This is a genomic window from Metabacillus sp. Hm71, assembly GCF_051842955.2.
GTDB lineage: Bacteria > Bacillota > Bacilli > Bacillales > Bacillaceae > Metabacillus.
On record NZ_CM200278.1, the window covers coordinates 5700486 to 5725445 of the forward strand.

Here is a 24960-nt window from a genome sequence, read left to right on the forward strand (position 1 = left end):
GTGTACTGCCTTCTATTCCATAAGTAAAATAAATAAAAAGAATAGCATTTATGAAAAATCGGAATAAATAAGGGGAAATAAATTGTAGACTCTACCTTTTTTGAACACTTTTCCCTCTACTTAGGTTTTGAACTAGAGTTAAACCCAGTCTTAATTCCACTACTTTTCTTGAAAAACAAGCTAACGTAATCTTTCACCTCATTTACCTGCTGCTTCCTTCAAACTCCGTATCATAGCGGACTTGCATCGCCCAGCTAGTAAATATAGCACACCAAAAGGACAGCCCACACCACAGGGTGAAGTCTGTCCTTAATAAGGTAAATATCTATAGCTTCGCCATTTTATCCTATTCACTAATTGAGATTCTATCTTTCTATTAAAATCCTACAAACATTAAATCATTACAGGTTTATAACAACAATTCGTTCCTCTGTCATTTCTTCAATCGCGTATTTTGGTCCTTCTTTTCCCCATCCGCTTTCTTTTACTCCACCATACGGCATTTGGTCTGCTCGATATTGAGAAGCATCATTAATCATCAGACCACCTGTATGAATTTTCTTCGCAGCTTCCATTGCTATATTCAAGGAGCTAGTAAAAATACCAGCTTGTAAGCCATATTTTGATTGATTGACTAACGAATAAGCTTCATCTAAGGTATCGTAAGCTATGACACTTACAATTGGGGCAAATACCTCTTCACAAATAACCTTCATATCTGCTTTAGTTTGTGATAAGATTGTTGGATAATATAGGGAGCCTTCTCGTCTTCCGCCTGTCACAAGTTTAGCGCCTTGTTCTACCGCTTCATTTACCCAATCTTCCGCACGCTGGGCTTCTTGCTCACTTATCATTGGACCGATATCTGTATTTGTGGAAAATGGATCTCCAACAACTAATTTATCGGTTGCTGCTTTCAATTTTGCTAAAAATTCTTCTTCCACGCTTCTATGAACATAAATTCGTTGGACTGAGATACAAACCTGACCAGCATTTGCAAAACTTTTACCGGCACATAATGCTGCTGCTTTCTCAAGATCTGCATCATCATGAACAATAACAGCTGAATTTGAACCAAGTTCAAGAGATGCTTTCCGGAGACCAATTCCATTTTTGATCTTCAGACCTACAGAAGGACTTCCTGTGAACGTATATAAATTAATTCGCGGATCCTGAATTAAAAGCTCTCCAATAACAGAGCCAGGACCAGAAATCATATTTAAATAGCCAGCTGGTAAACCTGCTCGTTCTAAGATTTGAACAAATTTAGCCGCAATAATAGGAGTTTTTTCCGCTGGCTTCAGTACAACCGTATTCCCTGCCGCAAGTGCCGGTGCAATTTTATGAGCTACTAAGTTCAAAGGAACATTGAATGGGGTAATCGCACATACAACGCCTACCGGTACACGTATTGTAAAGGCCATTCGATTTTCAGATCCTGGAGAAGCTTCAACAGGAATTCCTTCACCATGAATGCGTTTTGCTTCTTCTGCTGAAATTTCAATGGTTTGAGCCGCACGTTCTACCTCTACTAACGAATCCTTGTAAGGTTTTCCAACCTCCATTGTGATGATTTTAGCTAATTCATCTTTCTCTTCCAGCAATAAATCAGCCGCTTTTTTTAGAATCTCGTATCTTTTATATGGAGATAACCTTTTTTCTGTATCAAATGTTTTTCTTGCCGAGGAGATCGCTGAATCAACATCCGTGCTCGAAGCTAGTCCCATCGTAGCAAACGTTTCATTCGTATATTTGTTTTTCACTTCTGTTCTCTCTTTCGTTTCAATCCATTTACCATTGATGTACAAAGGGTAATGCTCGTTTTTTAATTCAACTGGCATATCGCTTTACTCCTTTACTATTAAAAATTTTAAACCTTAAACCGTGATTCGTAACTGACATCTAATTTAGGACGTTTATTTCGTTTGATGATGTTGAAAAAAATGTTAAAAAGCATTGCAATCGGATGTTGAAGAAGCATCGCAAGTAAAACGGGAAAGGCAACCAGAGGTGTAAAGAAAGTTGTTGCTAAAACGACACCAACCGTATAATTTCTAATCCCCCCTGAATAAGCGACAGATATACGATTCTCCAAATCCTGCGTAAACAACATGCTAAGTCCAAAATGAATCAAATATCCAGCAGCCATTAAACTAAAGAGTACAATAACTAAATGGACGATTTTATCGCTTACTAGTTCAAGATTGCTTGAAATAGAAGCTGCGTTAAATAAAACGACTAAATATAAACAAATTTTGCTTATCAAAGAAGAAGCAGTTATAAAGATTGGTGATGGTTTCTTTTTTCGTATCCATTCCCCTACAACCATTCCTAGTGCCGAAGGAATCAACACTAATTTGAGTAAGCTTAGAACGAGATTACCTGTGTCCAATTGAACGACAGAGTCTAACATTAAATAAAAGGTTGCAGGAATGATGAAGGGACTCAATAACGTATTTAATGAAACTAAAGATAAAGCCATCGTCACGTTACCTTGAGCAAAACCCACCCAAAAAATCGATGTAACACCAATAGGTAGCATCATCGTTAGTGTAATTCCAACGATTAAATCCGGCTCACCAGGGAAAACTTTTCCGACAACGATTAAAGTAAAGAAGGGAATAATCAATTGAAGCACCAATGTCATTACGATAAATAACCAAGGTTTGGTGATGAAATAACTAAATTTCCTCCAATCTGCCGAAAAAGATGAGATAAATGTTAGCACCATAAATAAATATGGCGTTAAGATTGTCAGATGTTCAAGAAATTCTCCTGAAAGTATGCCAAAAAACATGAGCAGCGGGAGAATCATAAAAATCCACTTTTCCAGAAAGCTATTTGTTGGTTTTAAAATATTCATATTGTCACCTAATGTAGAATTCAAGCGATGATGTGATAAGACACCATACACTTGAATTCTATGATTGATCCACCTTTCGACTAAGCGATTCATAACATAGTGATTTATTTATCATAACATCACGATGTTTTGGTTTTCAATAAAGTGCTTCGCTTTATTCACACTTCCAAATAAGCGGATTTTTTCTTGAACTTTTGCTTTCATGAATTCCCGGCCTTGACCAAGTGAAACGGCTAAGTGGTATTCGTTTGGATCTTTCTGTAAAACATCCAGCATACCTTGCGTAAAAGCTTGTCGCAGTTCTGTATCAACATTAATTTTTGCAATTCCAAGCGAGATTGCTTTTTCAATTTGGTCATTTGGCACATCTGATCCGCCATGTAGAACGATTGGTTTTTTAACCGCTTGAGAAATGTCGTTTAATCTTTCAAACGCGAGTTTAGGAGGATTTTTATAAATCCCGTGGGCAGTACCGATTGAAACAGCTAAATAGTCTACATCTGTCGCTTCCACAAATGACACTGCTTCTTCTACTGATGTAATCATCGCGTCTTCTTCAGCTACTGTAATATCATCTTCTGTCCCGCCAATCTTTCCAATCTCTCCTTCTGAACCAATACCTAAAGCACGAGCGGCTTCCACTACCTTTTTTGTTGTCGTTGTATTCTCTTCAAAAGAAAGTGAAGATCCATCAAACATAACAGATTGGAATCCTAATTGCATAGCCTGCATCGTTTGGTTATATTCACGACTATGATCAAGATGGATACAAACAGGAACTGTGATATCCTTTGCAAACACTTCAATCATTTTTGTCATTTGTTCAAGTCCAATATGATGGATAACTCGCTGTCCTACTTGAATCATAATCGGAGCCTGCTCTTCTTCGGCTGCCCAAAGAATGGCTTGAATCGTTTCTGCATTATGAGCACTAAAAGCCCCAATCGCATATTTATTCTCATAAGCATGATCTAATAAGACTTTTCCTGAAATAAACGGCATAATCAAACTCTCCTCAACGTTTTAATTCAATACTATAGCTGTATTGATCACTTCGATATTTTGTTCTTGTATACTCCATAGGACGATTGTCAATCCCAAAACTTAGACGGGACATTTCAAGCAGAGCCTCACCTGCTCGTATTCCTAGAAGATCCGCTTCTTGAATGGTCGCATTTATGGCAATGATTTTTTCATTGGCTTGCTTCAAAAAGATATTATTTTTCTCAAGAATTTCATAATATTTGGCCTTATCTAAATCATGCTCGATTAACATATTCCCGATTTTTTCAGGCCAGCATGATCTTTCAATCGCAATGGGAATCTCATTTGCCAGCCGAACACGCTCAATTACCAATACTTTTTCTCCTTCTGGTATATTCAGCATGGCTTTTTCATGAAATAGCGTGTCACTAAATTCCATACGTAACAATTTTGAATGTGGAATTAGTCCTTTTTCCATTACTTCTTCTGCAAAGCCTCTTAATCTTCCGAGACTTCCTGTTAGCTGTTGTGCCTTTACAATCGTGCCTTTGCCCTGTTTTCTTTCAAGCAAACCCGAATTCACTAAAATAGAGATTGCCTCACGAATTGTGGTACGGCTGACATTGAATTCATCCATCAATTCTTGTTCAGTAGGAATAATCGTACCAGGGGTCCACTGACGGTTTTCAATACGGCTAATTAAGATATCTTTTACTTGATGATATAAAGGTTCATTTTTATTTGCATCCACTATACTGTTTTTCATTTATACCTCTCCTTTTGAGAGCAGGGGGATAAGGTGGAATATGTTCTCCTATTAGATGTGTAAGCCACTTATTATATTCTCCATAGTTAGAAGAGAACTCGGCTGGCAACAATCTTTCTCCACCTTTTGCCACTTTTTCAAGCGGACAACTCTCTAATTTAAAAGTATAATGGATTTCGTCACTTCTTTGAATAGAAACCATTAACTGGGTTTGTTCAGCTAATAGAAGTTCAGCTGCTTTTTTACCTGCTTCATATGCTTCTATCCGATCCTGAGATGATGCTGCTGCTAGAAAACTGCGTTGATTCATGCCTAAAATCTCAGCCCTTGCGACAAGACCTAGTTCAGTCGTGACAAGATTCTCAATGACGCTCGATATCCCCCCTAAAATCACTCTTCCATCCAAGACTGATTTTCCTATTGGCTGCCCGCCTAAACGAACCCCTTCACTGACAACCACTGTTGCCATGCCAAATTCCTTAACCATGTCTTGTACATTCAGCAATAAATTTTGCTTCGTAACTGGAACTTCAGGGATATAAATTAAATGCGGACCGTCCTCTATAGAACCTTTTAATAAGCCGCTTGCAGCAGCTAGCCAACCAGAATTCCTGCCCATGGTTTCAATGATTCGAACTTGCTCAAAATTCTTCATAGCTTCTAAATCTTTACTTATATCTCTTGTAGCTAAGGCTACATATTTGGCAGCACTTCCAAATCCAGGAGCGTGGTCCGTTCCGAATAAATCATTATCAACAGTCTTAGGGATCCCAATCACTTGCAGATTATAACCAATTGATTTGGCTTCCATGCTTATTCGTTGCAAAGCAGCCATTGTTCCATTCCCTCCGATAAATACGAGGGAACAAATGTCTAAATTTTTCAGGTTACGAACGGCATCAGCAATTTTTTCATCCGTAAGTAGATATCTGCCTGAACCCAAACAAGCACCAGGAACATTTTTATGCTGTTTTACCCAATCAAGTGTTTCTCCTTCAAGTCTTTCAAACTCATTTTCTGCTAAGCCTTGATAGCCATTGATCACTCCATAAATTTCTACATTTTCATTCAAGTTATCCAGAAAGCCAACTAGGCTTGCATTGATAACGGCTGTCGGGCCTCCAGCTTGTCCAACTGCAATTTTGCGCATCCGCGATTCTTCCTTTCTAAGCAGCTAAAATCCTGGAGGGATTTTCCACCTCCTGTATCTAGCGCGACTTGTAACTTATTGCTTAATGATTCTTATAGCTACATGATAACAAATATAACTATCTTTTTCAAAAGATAACTATCTTTTAGTGTATGATAATACCATGTAAGTCTGTATCAACTTGCATCTCATGTCTATTATATTGAATTAAGAGATCACTTTATTATTTCCTTTGTTTGAAGTGCTTGATTCAGCCGATTCTTCTTTTTCTGATACGTCTACCAGGTAAGTTTCCTTAGACAAGAACGTAGCAATTAAGGAAATAATTGAAATCACTCCTAGAAAGCCCGCCACCAGCCAAGGAGTACCTGCACCCTTTTGTAACAAATAAGTCGCAATTAAAGGAGTTAAGCCACCCATAATAGATGAAACCTGGTAAGCAACTGAAACACCGCTGTAACGAACTCGTGTGCCAAACATTTCCGTAAAGTAAACAGATTGAATACTAAACATCATTGTAGGTCCAAAAATGTACCCTGCAATGATTGCTATATAGATAAGGCTAGGCTCTGTCGTATTTAAGAGCATAAAGAAAGGGAATGAAAATAAAACGAGAAAGGCTGCACTAAATAAATAAATCGGGCGGCGACCAATCTTGTCCGACAAAGCTCCATATAGAGGACAAGCTACAATCCCAATAGCTGATGCAATCAAGATCCCATTAAGAGACGCTTCACTTGAGAGTCCTAACGTTCCAATATAGGCTATACCAAATGCATTAAAAATATTTGATGATACTGTTTCCCCTAAACGGGCACCTAAAGCTAAAAATAAGCTTTTTGGATACTTGCGGATTAATTCAAATAATGGAACCTTTACCTCTTCTTTTGATTCTTTTACCTTTTTAAATGCTGGCGTTTCGGCAATATTCATTCGAATAAATAATCCAACAACAAGCAACAAAATACTAATTAGGAAAGGAATTCGCCAACCCCAAGCCAAAAATTGAGCTTCCGGCATTTTCGTTAATAAAGCAAAAGTAGCCGTCGAAAGTAAGAGCCCCGCTGATGTAGCTGATTGCGGAATACTTGCCCAAAATCCTCGTTGATGTCTTGGAGAATGTTCAATTGTTAATAAGGCTGCACCTCCATATTCTCCTCCTAGTCCAATACCTTGCAGGATACGAAACGTAATCAGTAAAATTGGCGCCCAAATACCAATCGATTCATATGTTGGCAAGAGACCGATAGCGAAAGTGCCGACACCCATAATGATAAGGGTCAGAACTAAAATTGTTTTTCGTCCAATTTTATCGCCATAATGGCCGAAAATAATCCCACCGATTGGTCTTGCCAAAAACCCTACAGCAAATGTAGCAAAAGATAACAGCGTCCCTACTAGCGGATCGGATTCCGGAAAAAACAAGACATTAAAGACAAGAGCTGCTGCTGTACCATACAAGAAGAAATCATACCATTCTAGTAAGGCTCCAATAAAGCTTGCTATTGTTACTTTCCTCATATTAGCACTCGCATGATTCGTACTCATTTTCTAACCTCCTAAGTCATTTTATTTTATCTTATTGCTTATAAAATTATGAACCTTACAAATTAAGCCCAAGACAGCGCTATCATTTACTAGCGACATCGATTATGACCTTTACTCCATCTGTCGATTGGATCGACTCTTCATAGGCTTCCTGAACGTTGTTAATAGAAAACTTCTTTTTAACAACTAATGCTTCATACGATTTTTTCTTGGAAGATCCTAATATTTGAATGGCTTCCTCTACATCTTCCATCGTATACATTTGACTTCCAATCAGAGATGTCTCATATCGGCAAAGTGCATGCAAGCCATACATATTTGTCTTTTCAAAGGTACTAACAATGATCACCTTTGAAGGTGCAGGATGCATTTCCATTAAACCTTCAAACACCTTCAAGTTTCCTGTACATTCAAACACAATAGGTCTTTGTGGTGTTTGTAATTCCTCTGAACATTGAGCAATATTCGTTACTACCTGAAATCCAAGTTTTTTGGCAAATTCAATTCTATTTGGATTAATTTCAAGGAAGATAATGTTGAGATCATAAGTATCTCTTAAATATGTTCCTGTTAATAATCCGATTGTTCCTGCTCCTGTAATTAACACATCTCGTCTGTTCGTAATCTCTGCTAACTTAGCTGCATGAATAATAACGGACAATGGTTCATACATGATTCCTGTTCTCAAATCAAAGTTTTTCGGTAAAGTTATAATGTTATCTACAGGCACACTTATTGTTTCAGCAAGTGCACCTGATCTTTGAAAACCAATCACCTGTCGATTGATGCAAATATTAGGCTTGTTCTTAAGACAATGTTGGCATTGACCACATCCTATTAAAGGCATAATAGCTACTGGTGTTCCGGCTTTCAACTCAGTTCCTTCTAATGTCTCGGCAATAATCCCTGTACATTCATGACCTAACACAATAGGTGCTTTCACTTTTGGGTGATGCCCTGCATAGACATGCAGGTCGGAACCACAAATCCCTACTGAAGATACTCGAACTAAGACCTCTTCTTTTTTTTTAACAGGCATTCCTACTTCTTGAATTTCAAATTCCTTTTCTCTAATCAACATGGCTTGTTTCATCTTTATCTCCCCTACAAGCAGAATAAGCGCTTACAAAAACGACTTAACTTAAGATTACCTTAAATGCCTAAAAAACAAAATTTTTCTTGAATGTAATTACTTTTAAATTTACATCACTATGTTTTGTTAAAAAGAAAAAGAATGAACTGATATTAAACCTCCTTATTTCATATTTTATTTCAAAAATAATGATGTTTCATATAAGATAGTGATGTTTAAAGATATGTTATATTATTTTTTGATTTTTAGCAATACATTTTTTTGTTCCGATGCAAAAATGATAATGTTTCATATAAGACAGTGATGTTTAAAGATATGTTATCCTGATTTATTCACAGATTTTTTCTGAAATAGATAAATATCGTCTATCTAATAGCCTCTCTCGTAAATCGTTTGTGCATTAAATAAATGAAAAAAGAATCCGTTTCTAATAAGGTTAAAACAACAAAGAAATAACCACAGAAAGGATTCTTATAACGGCTACTTTACCGCAATTAACGCTTAATTTTAATCACAAGATTAAATTATCAAATATTGGAGTTCTATCCTATCGAGGAAGAAGTCTTAAGATTAAGTTGTACAACTCGAAAGCCATAAAAAACAGAAGCTGAATAAGATGTAACTTTCAGCTTCTGTTTTTGCATTCACATAATTCTAATACTAATTGGATAAAGATAAGGCTCTTTAGGTTCGCTGATTTGTTTCCAATCGGTGATCTTAATAACTGGAAGTGCAGTCCCGTTGTATGTACCAATATCCAATACACCGTTTGCTTCAATCCATGTATCCTTTTTGACTGTTATGGTTTCAGGAAATTCAGATAGAAACCCGATTATGCTTGCGTCTGCTACACAATGGGTAATTAAGAATCGAGAAAGCACGGCTTGATTCTGATTGAGCCCGTCCTCTTTGTAAACAAATCCTTTTAATTCAATTTGCTTGCCTTTAAATGCTTCAAGATTCATATTGATTTCATCGTAATAGGCTGCAAACATTTTATCGTTCATCACAATAGAAGAGCTTTGCGATAAATTTTGTGTTAGTTGATCATATTCTTCCTTGGAGATCGCGTTTTGTTCCAAGTTATTTGGTTCCGCGTTTTCGTCAATTACTGTATTTTCTTCCGCTTGCGGTACATCCTCGTTTTCAGTACTTTTTCCACCAGCTGTTTGTTTTTGGTTGGTTAGAATCGCCATGCCGCCTTTTTTATCAGCAATAGAGGCATCCAGTATCTTGGCAGGGAGCAGGAAACCTGTTAATAAAGGGAAAACAATAATAGAATAAGAAACGAATTTTTTGATCGTAAAAGGGGTATCCCCATGATCGTGATGGTGTTCACAGCTATGTTCCCCATGTTCATGTTCACAATGAGAATGATGATGATTTTCTTTTAATGACCATATTCTTGTCAGCTGGACTAAAAATAACAGCAAGAAAATAACGGCCGCAGATTGGCTTAATCCTTCATATTTAGGATTAATAAATTTTGTCATTTCTCCAGTAACATGAAGCTTAAATATAAATAGTGTAAATGTAAGTAAAATGAGTGCTCTCAGTGCCTGCTGAAAATGAAATGTCATAGATGATCCCCCCTATAGAAAGCCTTGCAGCAGCATGATGATGATAAACACAAACGAAGCGACTAATCCCAGTACAGACATAACGAATTTGAATCGAAAGACGCTTAGCATCATCAAGGTATTCTTTAAATCGATCATTGGTCCAAAAATTAAAAAACCAAGGATGGATGAGGTTGGAAAAATACTGCTAAAGGATGCGCCAATAAAGGCATCCGCTTCAGAGCAAAGTGATAAAACGTAAGCCAGTCCCATCATAACCAGTAAGGATGAAACGGGGTTATTGCCTGCTTCCAGCAGATTATTAGCAGGTAAATATGTTTGGACAAAGGCAGCTAAAAAAGCACCCATGATTAAATATTTCGCCATATCGAAAAATTCATCAATAGAATGCGTCAGCATCGACCAAATTCGGTTCGTAAAAGCTTCATTGTTTGCTTTTGGATGTGAGTGACCTGATGGATTCGATGTTTTAAATTGATGTCCTTTAAATAAGCAGCTTACAGCAAATGCGACCAATACGGCTATGACAAAACCTACTCCCATACGCAAGCTAGCTATATTTACATCATTGCCAAATGCCATATAAGTTGAAGCAATAACAATCGGATTGATCAGCGGGCCAGTCAGCATGAAGCCGATAGCCGCATAAATAGGTACACCCTTCGTCACAAGCCTGCGGATTATCGGGACAATACCGCATTCACATGCAGGAAATAATGCTCCTACCACACAGCTCATCAACACGGCTAATAGTCTATTTTTCGGAATGAATCGCCCAATATGTTCTTCTGTTACAAAGATTTGAATCACACCCGCAATCAACACTCCTATTAATACAAAAGGCAGAGCTTCTATTAAAATACTAATAAAAATCGTATTTAAATTTAACAAAGAAGCTGGGAAACTAGAAGGTAATGCAAATCCAGAGCTAAATGAAATAAAAAATAGAGCAACGACGACTAAGAAGACACCGGTAAGATCAATAATATTTGCACGAAGTATCCGAGACATATTTTCCTCCCACTATTACGTTCATTGTTTCTTCTTTCTATTTATATAAACCTACTTGTTAAATAGAATGAAAGTTTATAGAAATATAAATCGTAAGTATTTCGCTTTGTAGTTTAAATTATGTTTATGAGCTTGTAAAGGAAAATATAACTTTGGAAAAATTAAAACGAGCTCTTTTATATTAAAGGTGAGTTATTTTTATAAAAAAGTTGATTATCTCAGATTTACGAGTATGACTTACTCCAGGGCAAATCGCTATCGGTTGCCAATTAACAATTTAATTCAAATTCCTATTATTTACACCCTAAGAGTGAACCCCGTTACATTAAATCCCATTAAGAACTACTCGCTGAAATGCTTTAGGATTAACTTATAAAATAAACAAGCGTACTCAAATTCGATGAGTACGCCTGTTAAATGACAAAGGGGTTATGAGTGTGCCATTAATTATTATCCAGAATGCCCACTCATTTTGAGCGCTGGATAGTCAAAATAATAATCCTTGCTACTCCTTATTTAATGCTCCATCATTTCATGGGCAATGTCATGGCCATCCATTTCTGATGGGTAGTAAGTAGGCCAGTTAGTAACTTCTTCCAATAAAGCTTCACGGTCGTCACCCCAATACAGGTGATAGTGACCAGCTTCAGTCGGATAGATACTATGATCACTAAACTGAATATATTGAGGAAGTCCTTCAGCTTCTTCTTGTAGTTTAAATACGTATCTTACCCCTCTATTTCCCGCATCATATGTTAGAATTTCGTACCCATCGTAGATGTACTCCCCAGAATATTCTTCTCCATTTTTGAAGAACGTTACAGTGTCTTCTTGTATCATAATACGCCCAACATCTGTTTGGTAACCTTCATTATAATATTCCTTATATTCTTCAGCTGTCATGTCACCTTCATGTTCTGCTTTATAAGCAAATACTTCGTCAAGCGTACCATCTTGAAGATATGGGTATACAGACTGCCAGTCTCCATCCCAATCGGAAAGAGATCGATCCTTCACTTGACTGTCTTCAAAATACCCTTCATAAATTTTTTCTGTTTCTTCATCATGTGCATGACTATGGTCGTGATCGTGTTCACCCTGCTCTTTTGTCTCAGAAGATCCCTCTGATGAGGGTTCAGATAAAGCTTTTGTTAGTTCCTCTAAGTTATGCTGCATGAGTGTAAAGTAGTCCTCATTATTTTTTATATCTTCTTCTGTTAAAACCGATAAATTGTGTATACGTAAAGCCTCTGCATTGATTTCCTTTCTAACTAAGTCCGCCACTTTAGGAGTTACATTCTGTTCAAAAAATACATGATTCAAACCATGCTTTTCAGCAGTCTCAATGATTGTTTGTACCTCTTTTTGTGAAGGCTCGTTAGTAGTGCTCAAGCCAGACACAGCAATTTGCTCGATCCCATAAGTTTTCTCCCAATAGCCATAAGCAGCATGAGATACAATAATTTTATTCTCGGGTAAATTTTCAAGCTGTTCACGGAACTCTTGGTCTAAGTTTTCAAGCTTTCCTTTCAACTCTTCAAAGTTTTGGTTAAACACTTCTTCTTGCTCAGGTTTTAATTCAACTAATAAATCTTTTATATGCTCCGCCAACTGAATAGAGCGAATAGGATCCAGCCAAACGTGCGGATCTTGATCCCCATGATTATGTCCAGCATGTTCGTCCTCGTGACTGCCTTCTTCTCCTTCATGGTTATGAACATGCTCTTCCAAGTTAATTCCTTTTGCTGCTTCTAGTATCTTGACGTCTTCAGATTTAAGAGATTCGGAGATTTGGATTGCATATGATTCTAAACCTGCTCCATTATAAATAAAAGCATCAGATTCAGCGATTTCTATCATTTCTTTGGTGGTTGGTTCATAAGTATGCGTGTCTGATCCCGGTGGCAAAATAGATTCCACAGAAGCTTGATCCCCTGCGATTTGTTCAGCAAAAAACTGAAGAGGATAAACCGTTGTAAATATCTTTAACTCTTCTTTAGATCCTTGTGGTTCTTTTTCACTTTCACTACTGTTTGTTGCTTCTCCTCCACACGCAGCTAACGTAGAAATGACAGTAAATAAACTAAGTACACCTACAATTTTTTTAAACAATTTCACGCCTCCTTTTATTCGGTAATTATTTTATCGTAATTATTACGATTTGTAAATTGTAATAATTACGATTTACAAATTATAATCATTGCTTTTAAATCCTAAAAATCTAGCCGATTCAATAAACCGGCTTAGTGACATTGAGGACACGTCCGATAAATTTCAAGTTTCGAAACAAAAGATTTTGTCCATTAGAAGGCTGCTATGGAACTTTTCCTCCACCGAATGTATTAATTTTGTCTTTAACCAAGCAAAAGCCCTCACATGTAACTTAGTGAGAGCTTTTCCCGTTTTTAAAAGGCTAATTGGAGAAAGTCCCCAATTCAATTATGAAGTTGTTACTTGTTGTTTTCCAATTAGCAAAGACTCAATTGAGATTGGCCTTTTCTCCTTGACAGAGCGCCAGACCGCTTCACCCGTTGCGACTGCATAAGCTCCATCCTTGCTTCCAGAGAGGATGCGATATGGTCTTGTCTGGTCTTCCCCAAGGAAAATATCCTCTTGGATGACAGGGTCGCCGCCGCCATGGCCGCCTTCTCGTTTTACCACGTGTATCGTTTCCTTTGCGCCGAACAGCGGGTAGTAGTCGATGGTTTGCTCAGGAACCGGGAACGGTACACGGGACGGGGCATGGTATTCTGTTGTTTCGATACGCCCCTTTGTTCCATTGATCGCCAGGCGATATCCTTCATATGGCAGTGAAAAGTTAATCGAATAGCTTAATAAAGCGCCTTTGTCATATTTCACTGTTGCTGTGTACGTATCTTCAATTTCAATTTCCGAGTCAAAGATACATTGATCCGGTCGGTAATTTGTATAGCCATTTTTGCGGCGTGCATCGGAATCGATATGATCATCTTGTACATTGGCTGTATTGCTTCTTGTGTTCCATCTCGTATAGTAGGCGCAATCTTGCTTGTCTGCACATGTCACACAATGTCTGCCGTCCTCTTCTCTTGGATTATGTTCACTTTCATTTCCATAGTAATTAAGTGCTCCAAAAGAGAAGACTTCAACAGGCTTTTGGTCAAGCCACCAGTTGATTAAATCAAAGTGGTGGGAGCTTTTGTGGATCGAGAGGCCGCCTGATAGCTCCCGATTTCGGTTCCAGCGTTGAAAATAGCTGGAGCCGTGATACGTATCGATATACCAATTCAAATCGACAGATGTGATACGGCCGATCTTTCCTTCCAGTATCAGCTCTTTTATTTTTGTATGGAAAGGACTGTAGCGGTAATTAAAAGTGACGGTAACGCGCCCTTTGCTTCTTGCTTCGGCCTCCATAATTCGTTTCGAATCGGCTGCCGTTGTTGTCATCGGTTTTTCTGTAATCACGTCGAGGTCATGCTCTAACGCTTTGATAATATAGTCAGCGTGTGTATCATCTCTTCCAGTAACGATGATCACATCCGGCTTCGTTTCTTCCACTAATTTTTCAAATTCACCCTCTGTATACTCTGGTACATGGTCGATTTGCGGAAACTCCGCCTTGCACACCTCAAATCGCTTTGGATCCTTGTCCAGTAACGCGACTAATCGGCTTGTGCTAGCGAATTTTTTAAGCATTGGGTTAATAAACATGTCATTTGCCCGCTTGCTTACCCCGCATACTGCGTATTTTTTCATCCTGTAATTCCCCCTTAGTAATAGAAACGTCGGATTTTGATAGCGCTTTCTACTAGAATCATATCCTATCTTTCTATCCTAAAAAATATAAATTTCAGATATTAAACTAAACAAAACAGTGTTTTTTAAAGGCATATGAAGGACATTTCCGTGTCAGGTTGTTTATGTTGTGTCCTTCACACAATTAAAAGCATCCATCTGCATTAAAAATCTACGCTAAAGAGCTGTTTCGATTAGAGCGTACATCCGCAATGCTTTCAAAACTCTTATATGCGACCCACATATTAAAATACACGAACAAAGTGATTCCAAATAGCGGAATCAAACCTGGTAAATAGATAAGAAAGTAATAGGTGCATAGTGTGCCCACCGCCATGAAGACAACGGTTGCCGGGCGCAAAAAGCCAATCTTTAACGCATGTGTCATATATTGGAATAGCTTTAAATCATAATGAACATAGACCGGTAAGATGTAAAGCAGAAGAATGAAGTAAACCAACCCAAGCATCATCATCACATAATTGATCATCGTATAGAAGGTGCCTTCAAACTGTCGGAAAAATTGAAGGTCAACATACCAAATCAGACCGATCGACGCTATGATGAAGCCTAAGCCATTCGCCCGGAAAAATTCTGTTTTATACGTCCTCCAAAATGTTTTAAAAACAGGGAGATCTTCTTCGCCCATTGCCGTTTGTCGCGCCATTGCAAACATGGCAACCGTGCTGGGGACCACGCCCAGAACGATGCCGCCTAAGAGCGTAAAGCCGACCCATAATAGATTGATATAAGCAAAATGGGTGATCCATTTACAAAGACGATAGATGCCAGTTAATAAACGGCTCATTTCCATTTTGAGTTCCTCCTTTTCATTAGTTAGTGAGGACTGTCCCCAGCTTATGCCGATGCCATGTTAGATCATATTCACATATCGGGCGCTTTAAAGTAGTGCTCATAATCGATCTCTCATATGCTGATACATATGTCAGTTTTCTCTAATAGTTTAGGGTATCCTTTCATCGTGTATACCTTGTATCGCCCTGCGATATGCGCTTCATTTATTGCCCGGGCAATCGGAACACATAGAGCGCAGGGTAATGGCACCTAAAGCCCAGTGTCACGATCCCGATAGGCAATCAAGCCTTCAATAAAACCCAGGAATATTGCCACAAGCTCAAGGTATTCCGCTAAAAAATTAATTGAACATGTTCCCATGTTTTGTTCAAGATTTCAAGCCGCTTGTGCTGATGCCATCAACGATATAGCGTTGGAAAATAAAGAAAATGATGAACACTGGTAAGAGGCTTAGTGTTGACATTGCAAACATTGCCCCCCAGTTGGTCACAGAGTTTGGATCGGAAAATAGTTTTAACGCTAATGAAACCGGGTATTTTTCAGGTGTTGATAAATAAAGCAGCGGTCCCATGAAGTCATCCCAACGCCAGTAGAAAGAGAAAATCGCTGCAGTCATCATCGCCGGTACAACCAATGGGCAGATGATTCGGAAAAAGATGCCGAATGTACTGCAGCCGTCAATTTTCGCTGCCTGGTCAAGCTCAGTTGGTATCGTTCTGATAAATTGCATGATCAAAAAGATGAAAAATGGCGCTCCAAAAAAGGTCGGCAGGATCAGCGGAAGATACGTATCGACCCAGCCAAATTTATTAAACATAATATATTGCGGAATCATGACCATCTCATATGGAAGCATCATCGTCAGCATCATAAACACAAACCAGAATTTCTTCCCGACAAATTTAATCCGTGCAAAACCGAAGGCAATGATCGTTGAAGAAAGCACACTGCCGATCGTCGAAATCAAGACAATGATAAAGGAGTTTTTAAAAAACGTTGTAAACGTGATACCGCCAAAGCCATTCCAGCCTTCCACATAATTTTCAAATTGGAACACATCTGGGATCAGCTTATGGGCATCAACAAAGACGGCTGAGCTTTCTTTAAAGGAGCTCCCTACCATCCAAGCTAACGGATACAGCATCAACAATGTAAAGATGATCATTAACGTATGCTGGATGATTTTTTTTCGCTTTTTATGTTTCGTCATAAACACCCTCTCCTTTCCTTATTTTTGATCGGCTTCATAATGCACCCAATGGTCGGAGCTCTTAAAAATGAGTGCGGTAAAGATCGCAATGATGATCAGCATGACCCATGCCAGTGCAGAGCCGTAACCCATTTCAAAGAATTCGAATGCTCTGCGATACATATAAAGAACAAATAACACCGTGCTGTTCATTGGACCGCCATTCGTAACAATGAAGCTTGGCGTAAAGGCCATAAACCCTTGGATGACCTGCATTACCGTGTTAAAAAGGATGACCGGTGTCAAAAGCGGAATTGTAATTTTGAAAAATTGCTGGATCGGGCGAGCACCATCAACACTTGATGCCTCATAAAAGGTTTTTGGAATATTGCGCAGGCCTGCCAAGAAAATCAGCATCGAGGAGCCGAATTGCCAGCCGTATAACACGATCAACGTCCAAATTGCTGTGTCCGGGTCACCCAGCCATGAATGGGTCGGAAGCCCAAGTGAAGCTAAAATCGAATTAATCGCGCCATCATTGCCAAACAGCTGTCGCCACATAATCGAAATCGCAATGCTGCCGCCAACAACAGACGGCAAATACAGCAAGGTTCGATACAAGCCAACCATTTCTACAATTTTATTTAGTGCCAATGCAACTAAAAGGGCAAAAACAAGTCTGATTGGCACTGCGATGCCCGCATAGAAAAAGGTTGTCTTCATCGAAGTCCAAAACATTTTGTCATTCGTAAACATCCGTTCATAGTTTTCAAATCCAATCCATGTCGGTGTCCCAAGCAAGTCATATTTCGTAAATGAAAGATACAATGAATAGAGGATTGGAAACAGTGTTAAGGCAATCAATCCAATGATGAAAGGCGAAATAAACAAATAGCCGGTTACATTTTCGTATTCCGATTTTTTCCCTTTACGCTTGATCACTTGCAGGGCCGGCTTCTTTGGAAGATCAGCAGCAGGTTCCGCTTTTTTCGGTATCATAGTCTCATCTCGCTTTCACTTCAGTTTTTTTTCGGATCATTCATTTTGAAGATCAATCTCCGATATGGTTCAGCTTTTAAAAAAGTGGCCCTAAAAAGGACTTAGGGCCACGTTCCCGTTATCGGTTTAAAATTTCTGTTGCTTGCTCTCTAAATTGCTTGGCCCCTTCTTTTGGTGATAATTCACCATAAATCACAAGCTCATCAATCTCTGCTAACTTTTGAAGCACCTCAGCCGATGCCGGCGGGAAATTGCTGTCGATTGGTGTGCTGTTTTCGGCAACCAAATTGATATAATCAAATACCTTTTTATCTTCTTCACTCAAGTTTGGCTCCATCGCATCTCTCATTTCCTGCTTAATCGGCACCCCGCGGTCCGATCCGCCGATTTCATATACTTTGCTGTTGTTGATAAAGAAATTAATAAACTTGGCTGCTTCCTCCTTATGCTTCGAGCTTTCACTAACAGACCAAAGCATCGCTGGTTTTAAATACATTCCTTGCGCATTTCCTTCACCAGGAAGCAGGGTTAAATCAAGCGGCTTTCCAGCAGCGCTTGTAAGCGCACCTACTTGGTTGGACCAACGAATATCAAAAGCTGCGTCACCGTGAACGATTAATTCATCCTCCACCCCTTTGATTTGTTGGATGACATCATAACCTGGTGCTACCCCTTTATCGACCATATCTTTATTCATGGTGAAAAAGTCTTCCAATAATTGATCATCGTCATAGCCTAAGTCTGTTCCATCCTCATTGAACAGCTTGAAGCCTTTTTCCCGTAAGTAATATTCAAAAATATTGCCAGGCTCCAGCAATCTCGTGCCATATGTGTCGAGTTCCTCATGAACCTTTGTAGAAATGGCGATGAAATCCTCCCATGTCCAGTTTTCATTTGGAAGCTGTGCCCCAGCCTCTTCTAGCATTGCTTTATCATATATCGCTGCAAGCGCATTTGTCCCAGTTGGAATTCCCAATAGTTTTCCATCTTGTGTACCTGATGCCATAATCGTTTCACTGACCCCTTCAACATCGATCGTTCCATTTTCAACAAACTCTGTTAAATCAGCTAATAACCCCTTATCAGCATACTGATTTAAGTACTCGCCGAAATTTTGCTGCATAATATCAGGCAAGTTGTTCCCGGAAGCTTGAGCCGCCATCTTTTCAAAATACCCGTCAAACCCGGTAAACTCCGGCTCAATTTTGATATGCGGATTTTCTTTTTCATATAACTTAATGATTTCTAATGTTTGATCATGCCGGCTTTGTGAACCCCACCACGTCATGCGCAGCGTAATCTTATCCCCATCCTCTTCTTTGCCGCCGCTGCTTGATGAAGGTTTGTCTGAACACGCAGACAATACTAAACTCAGAATCAACATCAATACGAGTAACAACTTCTTCCCTTTCATCCCTGTGATTACCCCCTTTGATTTGAAAAGCGCTCCGGTTTTGTTTTGAAAACGCTTTCTATATGTATCATAAAATATCTTTCTTTTCTGAAAAATGAAAATTTCAGTCATTGAGGTGTACAAAACAGTGTTTTTAGACACGGTGGTTGAGCTTGGTTACTTTTGGTGCGGCATGATCATTTAATTTGGGGCTTGGATAAAGGACTTGCTGTTTTGGAAGGGAGGATCTTTTAACTTTGGGTTGGAATCTCTCTTCTTTAGTTTGAATCTCTTAAATTTGGACCGGAATCTCAAATCTTTGGATTAAATCTTGTAACTTGACGTGTAATATGAAACATCCGAGCCCACATTTTGGCTGACCTCGTACCCGTTTGTGAGCCCGAACCCATTTATTTTGCAACCTTTCCTAAGAATCTTGCAACTTTGATTAATAATTTTGCAACTTTCCTTATTTTTCATGCAACTTTTTAAATGATTCTAGCAATTTGAGGCCTGATTCTAGCATTCTCTATAAACAGATTATATCCGGGTCGGCAGCTGATTTTTGTATTCAGTTGGCGTAAAACCTGTATATTTCTTGAACACTTTGCCAAAGTACCTTGGGTTTTGGCCAAAGCCGACTGCTTCGGCGATTTCGAGCATTTTTCCTTCATGTGCTTGGGTTTCGATCAGCTCAATGGCTTTTTCTACACGGAGATTGACGAGATAGCTGGAAAATTTCGTGCCCGTTTCCTTTTTGAATAGCTTTCCGATATAGTCTGGATTCATATAAAACACTTCATTGGCGATTTTTGATAGGGTCAGCGTTTCATCGGCAAAGTTTTCTTCGACATATTTGATGACATTTTGGATAATTTCACATTGCGATTCCTTTGCCCGGTCATAGTTTTGCAGGGCTATTTCACGGGAGATCGTTTCAATAAACTGTTTGATTTGCTCCAATGTATGAAACTCCTGAAAAAAGATGATCTTTTGAAAAAGGTTGTCTCTTGTTTCTTTTTTCGACTGCCTTAATATTGACATAAAGAGCTCTAGACAATGGGATTTCACGACATTGACTTCAAGTTTTTCCTTCTGGAGCCTCTCAAAGAATTGCTGTAAATAATCATTAAGTTCCTCCAGATTTCCGCTTCTTATCGCAAAGATGAGATCCTCGTGATCAAAGAGCTGTACAGGCTCAACCTCCAGCTTTTCCTTAGACATATCTTTGGCTGAAATGATGCTTCCATGCCCTAAATAAAACCGTTGTGTCAAACAATCCAGCGCTTCATGATACAGTTTTCTCAGCTGACTGATGCTGCCTGCATGACTGATCGCTGTGGTGAAGTCAAGCCTGTAGACATTTGCGAAAAGCTCTTGGACAGGTTTCATCATCTCGATTAGCTCTTGATCTGAGTGGTTCTCACATAGCATGACGATTCGTTCGCCAATCGTTGTGCAGAGGTGAATGATTTGCTGACTTAGCTTCTCGGTGACAATCTCCTTTAAGGCAAAAATCGTTTCAAAGTCATGCTCACCATCAATCTCCAAGACAAGTAATTTAAACTGCTCACTTGTTGTTCTGATTTCAAAGAGCTGACTAAAATATTCCCAATCGAGAACCTCGTATTTCTTATCTGTTATAAACTCCTTTAAAAATTGCTCTTTTGCTATCGGTAAGACGTTTTGCAGCTTTGTTTTCATCCCGGCAACGAATTGATCCTTCTGTTTTTGTTCCTCCAATTCCTCGATAATCTGCTTGAGTGCTTCTTCGATTTTCACCTCATTGCTCGGCTTCAGTAAATAATGCTTCACCCCGTATTGCATCGCGGTCTTGGCAAAATCAAATTCGTTATAGCCTGAGAGAATAATATATTTGATCGCCGGAAAAAGCGGATAAATCCTTTTAATCATTTCCACGCCATTAAGATTAGGCATTTTGATATCGGTTATCACAATATCCGGCGGATTCTTCATGATGAAATCAACGGCAAGTTGTCCATTGCGGCATTGCCCGATCAATCTTGTCCCGCAGCCTTGCCAATCAACAAGCGATGAAATTCCTTCCAAAATGCTTAGTTCATCATCAACTAACAACACGTTATACATCACATTCACCCCGTCTTATATGGTATTGTGATCGTTACCCTTGTCCCGTTTCCTTTCTCACTTTCTAGTTGAAGACCATATGCCTCACCGAACATTAACTTCATTCGTTCATTTATGTTTCGTAAACCAATCCCCGTTCCTTTTGGCTTTATTTCTCCTTTAAAAATGGCCTTTATCGTTGCATCATCCATCCCAGGGCCATTATCCTCGATCACGATTTGCAATGTTTCGTCATCATGTGTAAAAATCGCAACGGCAATCTTGCATTCTGAATCAATTTCTTCGAGGACATGCTGGATAGCGTTTTCGACAATCGGCTGTATCGATAGCTTTGGAATGTAAACATGTTCAATTTCAGCCGGGCACTCCAGTGTAAAATGCAGGCGGTCATGATAGCGGTAGTGTTGAATCGTAATATAATCCTGTACAATTTGCAATTCATCCTTGATTGTAATGAGCGGCTCCTTTTTGCTGATGATGTTACGCAGCATATTGGCCAATGCTTCCGTCATTGTTGAAATTTTTTGCTGCTTGTTGATTCTGGCAGCCCAGTTGATGGAATCTAGTGTATTGTATAAAAAGTGAGGATTCATTTGTGATTGCAAGGCTTTGTATTCCGTTTCTTTGATGACTAATTGCTTTTGGTAGTTTTCTTTTATTAACTCATTGATTTGATCCATCATGCTTTGAAAATCCCTATGCAGCTGTCCGACTTCTTGATTCGAATACGCTACCTCCTTAAAAGCAGAATGTTCAAATCCCTCTGTTTGCACCTGCTTCATTTTTTCGGTTAAATCCTCAAGAGGCTTGGAAATCGTTGCTGCTGCTCTTCTGCTTAGAATAATCGTTAGCGCCAGCATAAATAAAAAGCATAAAGCCATTAATAGCTTAATAATTTTCGTATCTCCCATTATATTGTCAAACGGAATAATATTAAAATAGGTTAAATTCGACGTTTTTGAGGTTTGATAGACGACCATGTATTCCTTCCCATCAATCTGTCTGAAATCGTAACCGCTTCCACTTTCTACTTTTGGAATCTCATCAAGTTTATTGAAATCACTCATATATAACACGTCACCGTCTTTTTCAATGACAAAATGATTATCAGATGGAAAGTTTAAGCTTTCTTGAATCAGTTTATTCATATCAATGGTAATGATTAACGTTCCAAGTGTGCCTAATTCTACATTTTCTTTTTTTCTAATCAATCGTGCAGTCATTAACCGATTTTCATCTTCCATGGCAGACAAGACATTTGCTCCCTGCGCGGCTACCGCTATAGGCAGGACCTTTTCAGCATCGTTCTCAACCTTTGTATTAAAACCGGCCGTAAACTTTTCACCATCCTGATCAATGATCTGAATAAAAGCGATGTATTTTTCTTGGGTTGCATAATTGACGAGTGTATTTAATAGCTTGGATTTGGTGACATAGTTTTCGTATTTTAACTGATTCTTATTAATTTTCTCCAAAGAATCCTGTACCACATTATCGGTGCTGATTTGTAATGATAACTTCTCCATCCTCGTCAGTTCCTTATCTAACACCGTTGAGGAAACCTGGATAATGTTTGCCGACTCTTCATAAATTTTCTTTATGTACATATTCGAGAAAAAATTAAAAATGATAATGCCAATCAAGCAGAAGACTAATAATAGCAATAACGAAATGGAGAAGATTTGATCCTTGATTTTGAAGTTATCGTAGAAAGGTTTTATCTGCATGTTATCAATCCTTACTTAACATCAATTTCCTTCCTATTCGACATAAAAAAATGATTTTCCTTTTTTTCATTTCATATTGTCCTTCCTTCATAAAATAGTGCATAATTATGGGATTTAATGTTAAAATTAGGATATTGTTTTGAGCGGAAGGATGTGTTTTACATGCCTAATTGTCAAAATTGCGGAAAGCAATGGACATGGAAGCAGACAGTGAAATCATTGTTCAAATTCAATTGTCCATATTGTGGTAAAAAACAATATGAAACTGCCTCATCAAGGAGACGAAGAGATATCTTTTCTTTTTTGCCATTACTCAGTTTACCGATCAATTCATTTGTTCATTATAGTTGGATAACAGTATTGATCTCCTTGCTCATCATGATTACGCTCATATTCGCCGTTTATCCGTTTATGATTAGACTGTCTAATAAAGAAGAACCACTTTGGTAAATTAGAAATTGAAGACGGCGTGTAATTGGTAAACACGCCTTTTATTAACAATAAAAACTGTTCCTTGATGAAGAACATCCCTTCTGTTTCCCCTTGGGGTTTTTGTCCTTGATCCATCATTTTTTTATGCTCTTGGCAGCAGCCCGGCACCAATGAGCCCTGCTTTTTGATCCAGTAAGGCAGGTCTTAAGATGAAGGAATTTCTTAAGCTTGGATACAAATATTGCTTTGTTTTTTCAATTAATGGCTTAAGGATAAGGTCCTTCGATTTCATGACACCTCCGCCGATTACCAGCACTTCCGGGTTTACGGTATGAACGATGTTCGCCAAGCCGATTGCAAGGTAGTTGATTGCTTCGTCCAAAATAGCCTGAGCTTCCTTGTTGCCCTGCTCTGACAGCTGGAAGACACCTTGGGCGCCGTTTGTGATGCCTAAACGCTCCTGTCCGATTCTGCCAATGGCTGTGCCGCTTGCCAGCCCTTCTAAAGCTCCTTTATTTAAGCCTGGGCCCTGGTAGGCATTCGGGTCCGGATTGACGATCATATTGCCGATTTCTCCGCAATTGCCCTGGGCACCTGAGACAAGCTGCCCACCGATGACATAGCCGCCGCCAATGCCGGTGCTCACTGTAATGAAGAAGACGCTGCTTGCTCCCTTTCCAGCACCAAGCGTTGCCTCCGCAAGAGCTGCTGCATTTGCGTCGTTTTCAAGCTTGACAGGCAGGCCGGTTTTCTCTTCCAGGATTTTGACTAGCGGGACATTCACCCAGCCTGGCAGGTTTGGCGGTTCAATGATGATCCCTTCATGCGGGTTGAGCGGTCCTGGAGAGCCGATGCCCACTGCTTTTATGTCGTACTGCGCTTGTAGCTTGTCGATGACCTCAGCCATATTGTTTATTGCATACTCCGGCCCCTTTTCCGCCTCCGTTGGGCGGCTATGCTCCTCTATAATTTCTCCCTGTTCATTAAAAAGGCCGATGCGCAAGTTTGTGCCGCCTAGGTCGATTCCGATTGTGTACATGGTCTATTTCCTCCTTAGGGCTTCCCAAATCCAATTTCTATCATCTAGTTTATCAGGATCACAAAATATTGAAAGCGTTTTTTATTTTTTAGCGAGCTATACCCAAAACTGGTAGATTCATGAAATAATTGTAAAAATGCTACTGTTAATCGATTTCTACTGGTTCCTTTTCATATTTTTCTAGAAAATCGGCTAAAACTAAATCCAATCAATCAGATTTATTGATCTTCACAACATTCATCTAAACGTTTACAAATGAAATGATCAATCTCTATATAAATATTAGAAACTTTTCTTTTATCTTGCAAACTATAAAAGACCTAGAAAAAATAAGTGAAAAACAAAATGGGAAAAGAGTTTTTAGCTCTTTTCCCATTTTGTCAACAGCCCCGATTGAAGATCCTTTTGTCATGCTTATTGAACTAACACGCCCAATCGAACAAGAAGAAAAATGTAAAACTACTGCAAAAATAACTTCTCAGTT

At 38.9% G+C, this 24960-nt stretch carries 20 protein-coding genes; 1 reads left to right on the plus strand and 19 read right to left on the minus strand.

Annotated features, from left to right (window positions below; all coding sequences use genetic code 11):
* Positions 1–401 precede the first annotated feature (401 nt).
* The 17 genes from ACSVDH_RS27960 to ACSVDH_RS28040 all read right to left on the minus strand — a co-directional run bounded on the left by ACSVDH_RS27960 (position 402) and on the right by ACSVDH_RS28040 (position 23005).
* Positions 402–1841 (minus strand): aldehyde dehydrogenase family protein, encoded by a 1440-nt coding sequence (locus ACSVDH_RS27960; protein WP_439250806.1) that lies wholly within the window; start codon positions 1839–1841, stop codon positions 402–404.
* A 29-nt stretch (positions 1842–1870) separates the two neighbouring features.
* Complete coding sequence (locus tag ACSVDH_RS27965) at positions 1871–2863, minus strand: bile acid:sodium symporter family protein (protein WP_439250807.1); 993 nt, start codon at positions 2861–2863, stop codon at positions 1871–1873.
* 111 nt (positions 2864–2974) lie between these two features.
* Positions 2975–3865, minus strand: coding sequence for a class II fructose-bisphosphate aldolase (locus ACSVDH_RS27970; RefSeq protein ID WP_439250809.1), 891 nt, complete (start codon positions 3863–3865; stop codon positions 2975–2977).
* Positions 3866–3878: 13 nt separating this feature from the next.
* Complete coding sequence (locus tag ACSVDH_RS27975) at positions 3879–4613, minus strand: GntR family transcriptional regulator (RefSeq protein WP_439250810.1); 735 nt, start codon at positions 4611–4613, stop codon at positions 3879–3881.
* Positions 4585–5763 carry a diphosphate--fructose-6-phosphate 1-phosphotransferase gene (locus ACSVDH_RS27980; RefSeq protein ID WP_439250811.1) on the minus strand — a complete coding sequence of 393 codons (1179 nt, stop codon included), beginning with the start codon at positions 5761–5763 and terminating at the stop codon, positions 4585–4587. The genes ACSVDH_RS27975 and ACSVDH_RS27980 overlap by 29 nt, the downstream gene beginning before the upstream one ends.
* Positions 5764–5970: 207 nt before the next feature.
* Positions 5971–7311 (minus strand): MFS transporter, encoded by a 1341-nt coding sequence (locus tag ACSVDH_RS27985; protein WP_439250812.1) that lies wholly within the window; start codon positions 7309–7311, stop codon positions 5971–5973.
* 82 nt (positions 7312–7393) lie between these two features.
* Positions 7394–8404 carry a zinc-dependent alcohol dehydrogenase gene (locus tag ACSVDH_RS27990; protein WP_439250814.1) on the minus strand — a complete coding sequence of 337 codons (1011 nt, stop codon included), beginning with the start codon at positions 8402–8404 and terminating at the stop codon, positions 7394–7396.
* Positions 8405–9048: 644 nt separating this feature from the next.
* Positions 9049–9984, minus strand: a complete 936-nt coding sequence (locus ACSVDH_RS27995) for a TIGR03943 family putative permease subunit (RefSeq protein ID WP_439250815.1) — start codon at positions 9982–9984, stop codon at positions 9049–9051.
* A 12-nt stretch (positions 9985–9996) separates the two neighbouring features.
* A complete protein-coding gene (locus ACSVDH_RS28000; protein WP_439250816.1) occupies positions 9997–10995 on the minus strand; it encodes a permease in 999 nt (332 codons plus the stop codon).
* Between the two features lie 516 nt (positions 10996–11511).
* Positions 11512–13107, minus strand: a complete 1596-nt coding sequence (locus tag ACSVDH_RS28005) for a metal ABC transporter solute-binding protein, Zn/Mn family (protein ID WP_439250817.1) — start codon at positions 13105–13107, stop codon at positions 11512–11514.
* A 327-nt stretch (positions 13108–13434) separates the two neighbouring features.
* Positions 13435–14733, minus strand: coding sequence for a Gfo/Idh/MocA family protein (locus tag ACSVDH_RS28010; RefSeq protein WP_439250818.1), 1299 nt, complete (start codon positions 14731–14733; stop codon positions 13435–13437).
* 211 nt (positions 14734–14944) lie between these two features.
* Positions 14945–15586 carry a YesL family protein gene (locus ACSVDH_RS28015; protein ID WP_439250819.1) on the minus strand — a complete coding sequence of 214 codons (642 nt, stop codon included), beginning with the start codon at positions 15584–15586 and terminating at the stop codon, positions 14945–14947.
* Between the two features lie 369 nt (positions 15587–15955).
* A complete protein-coding gene (locus ACSVDH_RS28020) occupies positions 15956–16798 on the minus strand; it encodes a carbohydrate ABC transporter permease (protein WP_299094039.1) in 843 nt (280 codons plus the stop codon).
* Positions 16799–16816: 18 nt separating this feature from the next.
* Positions 16817–17776, minus strand: a complete 960-nt coding sequence (locus ACSVDH_RS28025; protein WP_439250820.1) for a carbohydrate ABC transporter permease — start codon at positions 17774–17776, stop codon at positions 16817–16819.
* A gap of 118 nt (positions 17777–17894) precedes the next feature.
* Positions 17895–19190 carry an ABC transporter substrate-binding protein gene (locus ACSVDH_RS28030; RefSeq protein ID WP_439250821.1) on the minus strand — a complete coding sequence of 432 codons (1296 nt, stop codon included), beginning with the start codon at positions 19188–19190 and terminating at the stop codon, positions 17895–17897.
* A gap of 519 nt (positions 19191–19709) precedes the next feature.
* On the minus strand, positions 19710–21278 hold the full coding sequence (locus tag ACSVDH_RS28035; RefSeq protein ID WP_439250822.1) for a response regulator: 1569 nt from the start codon (positions 21276–21278) through the stop codon (positions 19710–19712).
* Between the two features lie 5 nt (positions 21279–21283).
* Positions 21284–23005 (minus strand): cache domain-containing sensor histidine kinase, encoded by a 1722-nt coding sequence (locus ACSVDH_RS28040; RefSeq protein ID WP_439250823.1) that lies wholly within the window; start codon positions 23003–23005, stop codon positions 21284–21286.
* A 162-nt stretch (positions 23006–23167) separates the two neighbouring features.
* Between ACSVDH_RS28040 and ACSVDH_RS28045 the strand changes: the two genes are divergently transcribed.
* Complete coding sequence (locus ACSVDH_RS28045) at positions 23168–23455, plus strand: TIGR04104 family putative zinc finger protein (RefSeq protein ID WP_439250824.1); 288 nt, start codon at positions 23168–23170, stop codon at positions 23453–23455.
* Here the strand turns inward: ACSVDH_RS28045 and ACSVDH_RS28050 are convergent.
* Together ACSVDH_RS28050 and ACSVDH_RS28055 are read right to left on the minus strand one after the other, a co-directional pair.
* Entirely contained in the window at positions 23336–23575 is a 240-nt protein-coding gene (locus ACSVDH_RS28050) for a hypothetical protein (RefSeq protein ID WP_439250934.1), read from the minus strand. The two genes, ACSVDH_RS28045 and ACSVDH_RS28050, sit on opposite strands and share 120 nt — an antisense overlap.
* A gap of 4 nt (positions 23576–23579) precedes the next feature.
* Positions 23580–24476 (minus strand): ROK family protein, encoded by an 897-nt coding sequence (locus ACSVDH_RS28055; protein WP_439250825.1) that lies wholly within the window; start codon positions 24474–24476, stop codon positions 23580–23582.
* Positions 24477–24960 lie beyond the last annotated feature (484 nt).

What these genes read in the sequence shown, in the direction of transcription:
- ACSVDH_RS27960 (WP_439250806.1), bottom strand. Translation starts at nt 1,841, where the DNA reads ATGCCAGTTGAATTAAAAAACGAGCATTACCCTTTGTACATCAATGGT.
- ACSVDH_RS27965 (WP_439250807.1), bottom strand. Translation starts at nt 2,863, where the DNA reads ATGAATATTTTAAAACCAACAAATAGCTTTCTGGAAAAGTGGATTTTT.
- ACSVDH_RS27970 (WP_439250809.1), bottom strand. Translation starts at nt 3,865, where the DNA reads ATGCCGTTTATTTCAGGAAAAGTCTTATTAGATCATGCTTATGAGAAT.
- ACSVDH_RS27975 (WP_439250810.1), bottom strand. Translation starts at nt 4,613, where the DNA reads ATGAAAAACAGTATAGTGGATGCAAATAAAAATGAACCTTTATATCAT.
- ACSVDH_RS27980 (WP_439250811.1), bottom strand. Translation starts at nt 5,763, where the DNA reads ATGCGCAAAATTGCAGTTGGACAAGCTGGAGGCCCGACAGCCGTTATC.
- ACSVDH_RS27985 (WP_439250812.1), bottom strand. Translation starts at nt 7,311, where the DNA reads ATGAGTACGAATCATGCGAGTGCTAATATGAGGAAAGTAACAATAGCA.
- ACSVDH_RS27990 (WP_439250814.1), bottom strand. Translation starts at nt 8,404, where the DNA reads ATGAAACAAGCCATGTTGATTAGAGAAAAGGAATTTGAAATTCAAGAA.
- ACSVDH_RS27995 (WP_439250815.1), bottom strand. Translation starts at nt 9,984, where the DNA reads ATGACATTTCATTTTCAGCAGGCACTGAGAGCACTCATTTTACTTACA.
- ACSVDH_RS28000 (WP_439250816.1), bottom strand. Translation starts at nt 10,995, where the DNA reads ATGTCTCGGATACTTCGTGCAAATATTATTGATCTTACCGGTGTCTTC.
- ACSVDH_RS28010 (WP_439250818.1), bottom strand. Translation starts at nt 14,733, where the DNA reads ATGAAAAAATACGCAGTATGCGGGGTAAGCAAGCGGGCAAATGACATG.
- ACSVDH_RS28015 (WP_439250819.1), bottom strand. Translation starts at nt 15,586, where the DNA reads ATGGAAATGAGCCGTTTATTAACTGGCATCTATCGTCTTTGTAAATGG.
- ACSVDH_RS28020 (WP_299094039.1), bottom strand. Translation starts at nt 16,798, where the DNA reads ATGACGAAACATAAAAAGCGAAAAAAAATCATCCAGCATACGTTAATG.
- ACSVDH_RS28025 (WP_439250820.1), bottom strand. Translation starts at nt 17,776, where the DNA reads ATGATACCGAAAAAAGCGGAACCTGCTGCTGATCTTCCAAAGAAGCCG.
- ACSVDH_RS28030 (WP_439250821.1), bottom strand. Translation starts at nt 19,190, where the DNA reads ATGAAAGGGAAGAAGTTGTTACTCGTATTGATGTTGATTCTGAGTTTA.
- ACSVDH_RS28035 (WP_439250822.1), bottom strand. Translation starts at nt 21,278, where the DNA reads ATGTATAACGTGTTGTTAGTTGATGATGAACTAAGCATTTTGGAAGGA.
- ACSVDH_RS28040 (WP_439250823.1), bottom strand. Translation starts at nt 23,005, where the DNA reads ATGCAGATAAAACCTTTCTACGATAACTTCAAAATCAAGGATCAAATC.
- ACSVDH_RS28045 (WP_439250824.1), top strand. Translation starts at nt 23,168, where the DNA reads ATGCCTAATTGTCAAAATTGCGGAAAGCAATGGACATGGAAGCAGACA.
- ACSVDH_RS28050 (WP_439250934.1), bottom strand. Translation starts at nt 23,575, where the DNA reads ATGATGGATCAAGGACAAAAACCCCAAGGGGAAACAGAAGGGATGTTC.
- ACSVDH_RS28055 (WP_439250825.1), bottom strand. Translation starts at nt 24,476, where the DNA reads ATGTACACAATCGGAATCGACCTAGGCGGCACAAACTTGCGCATCGGC.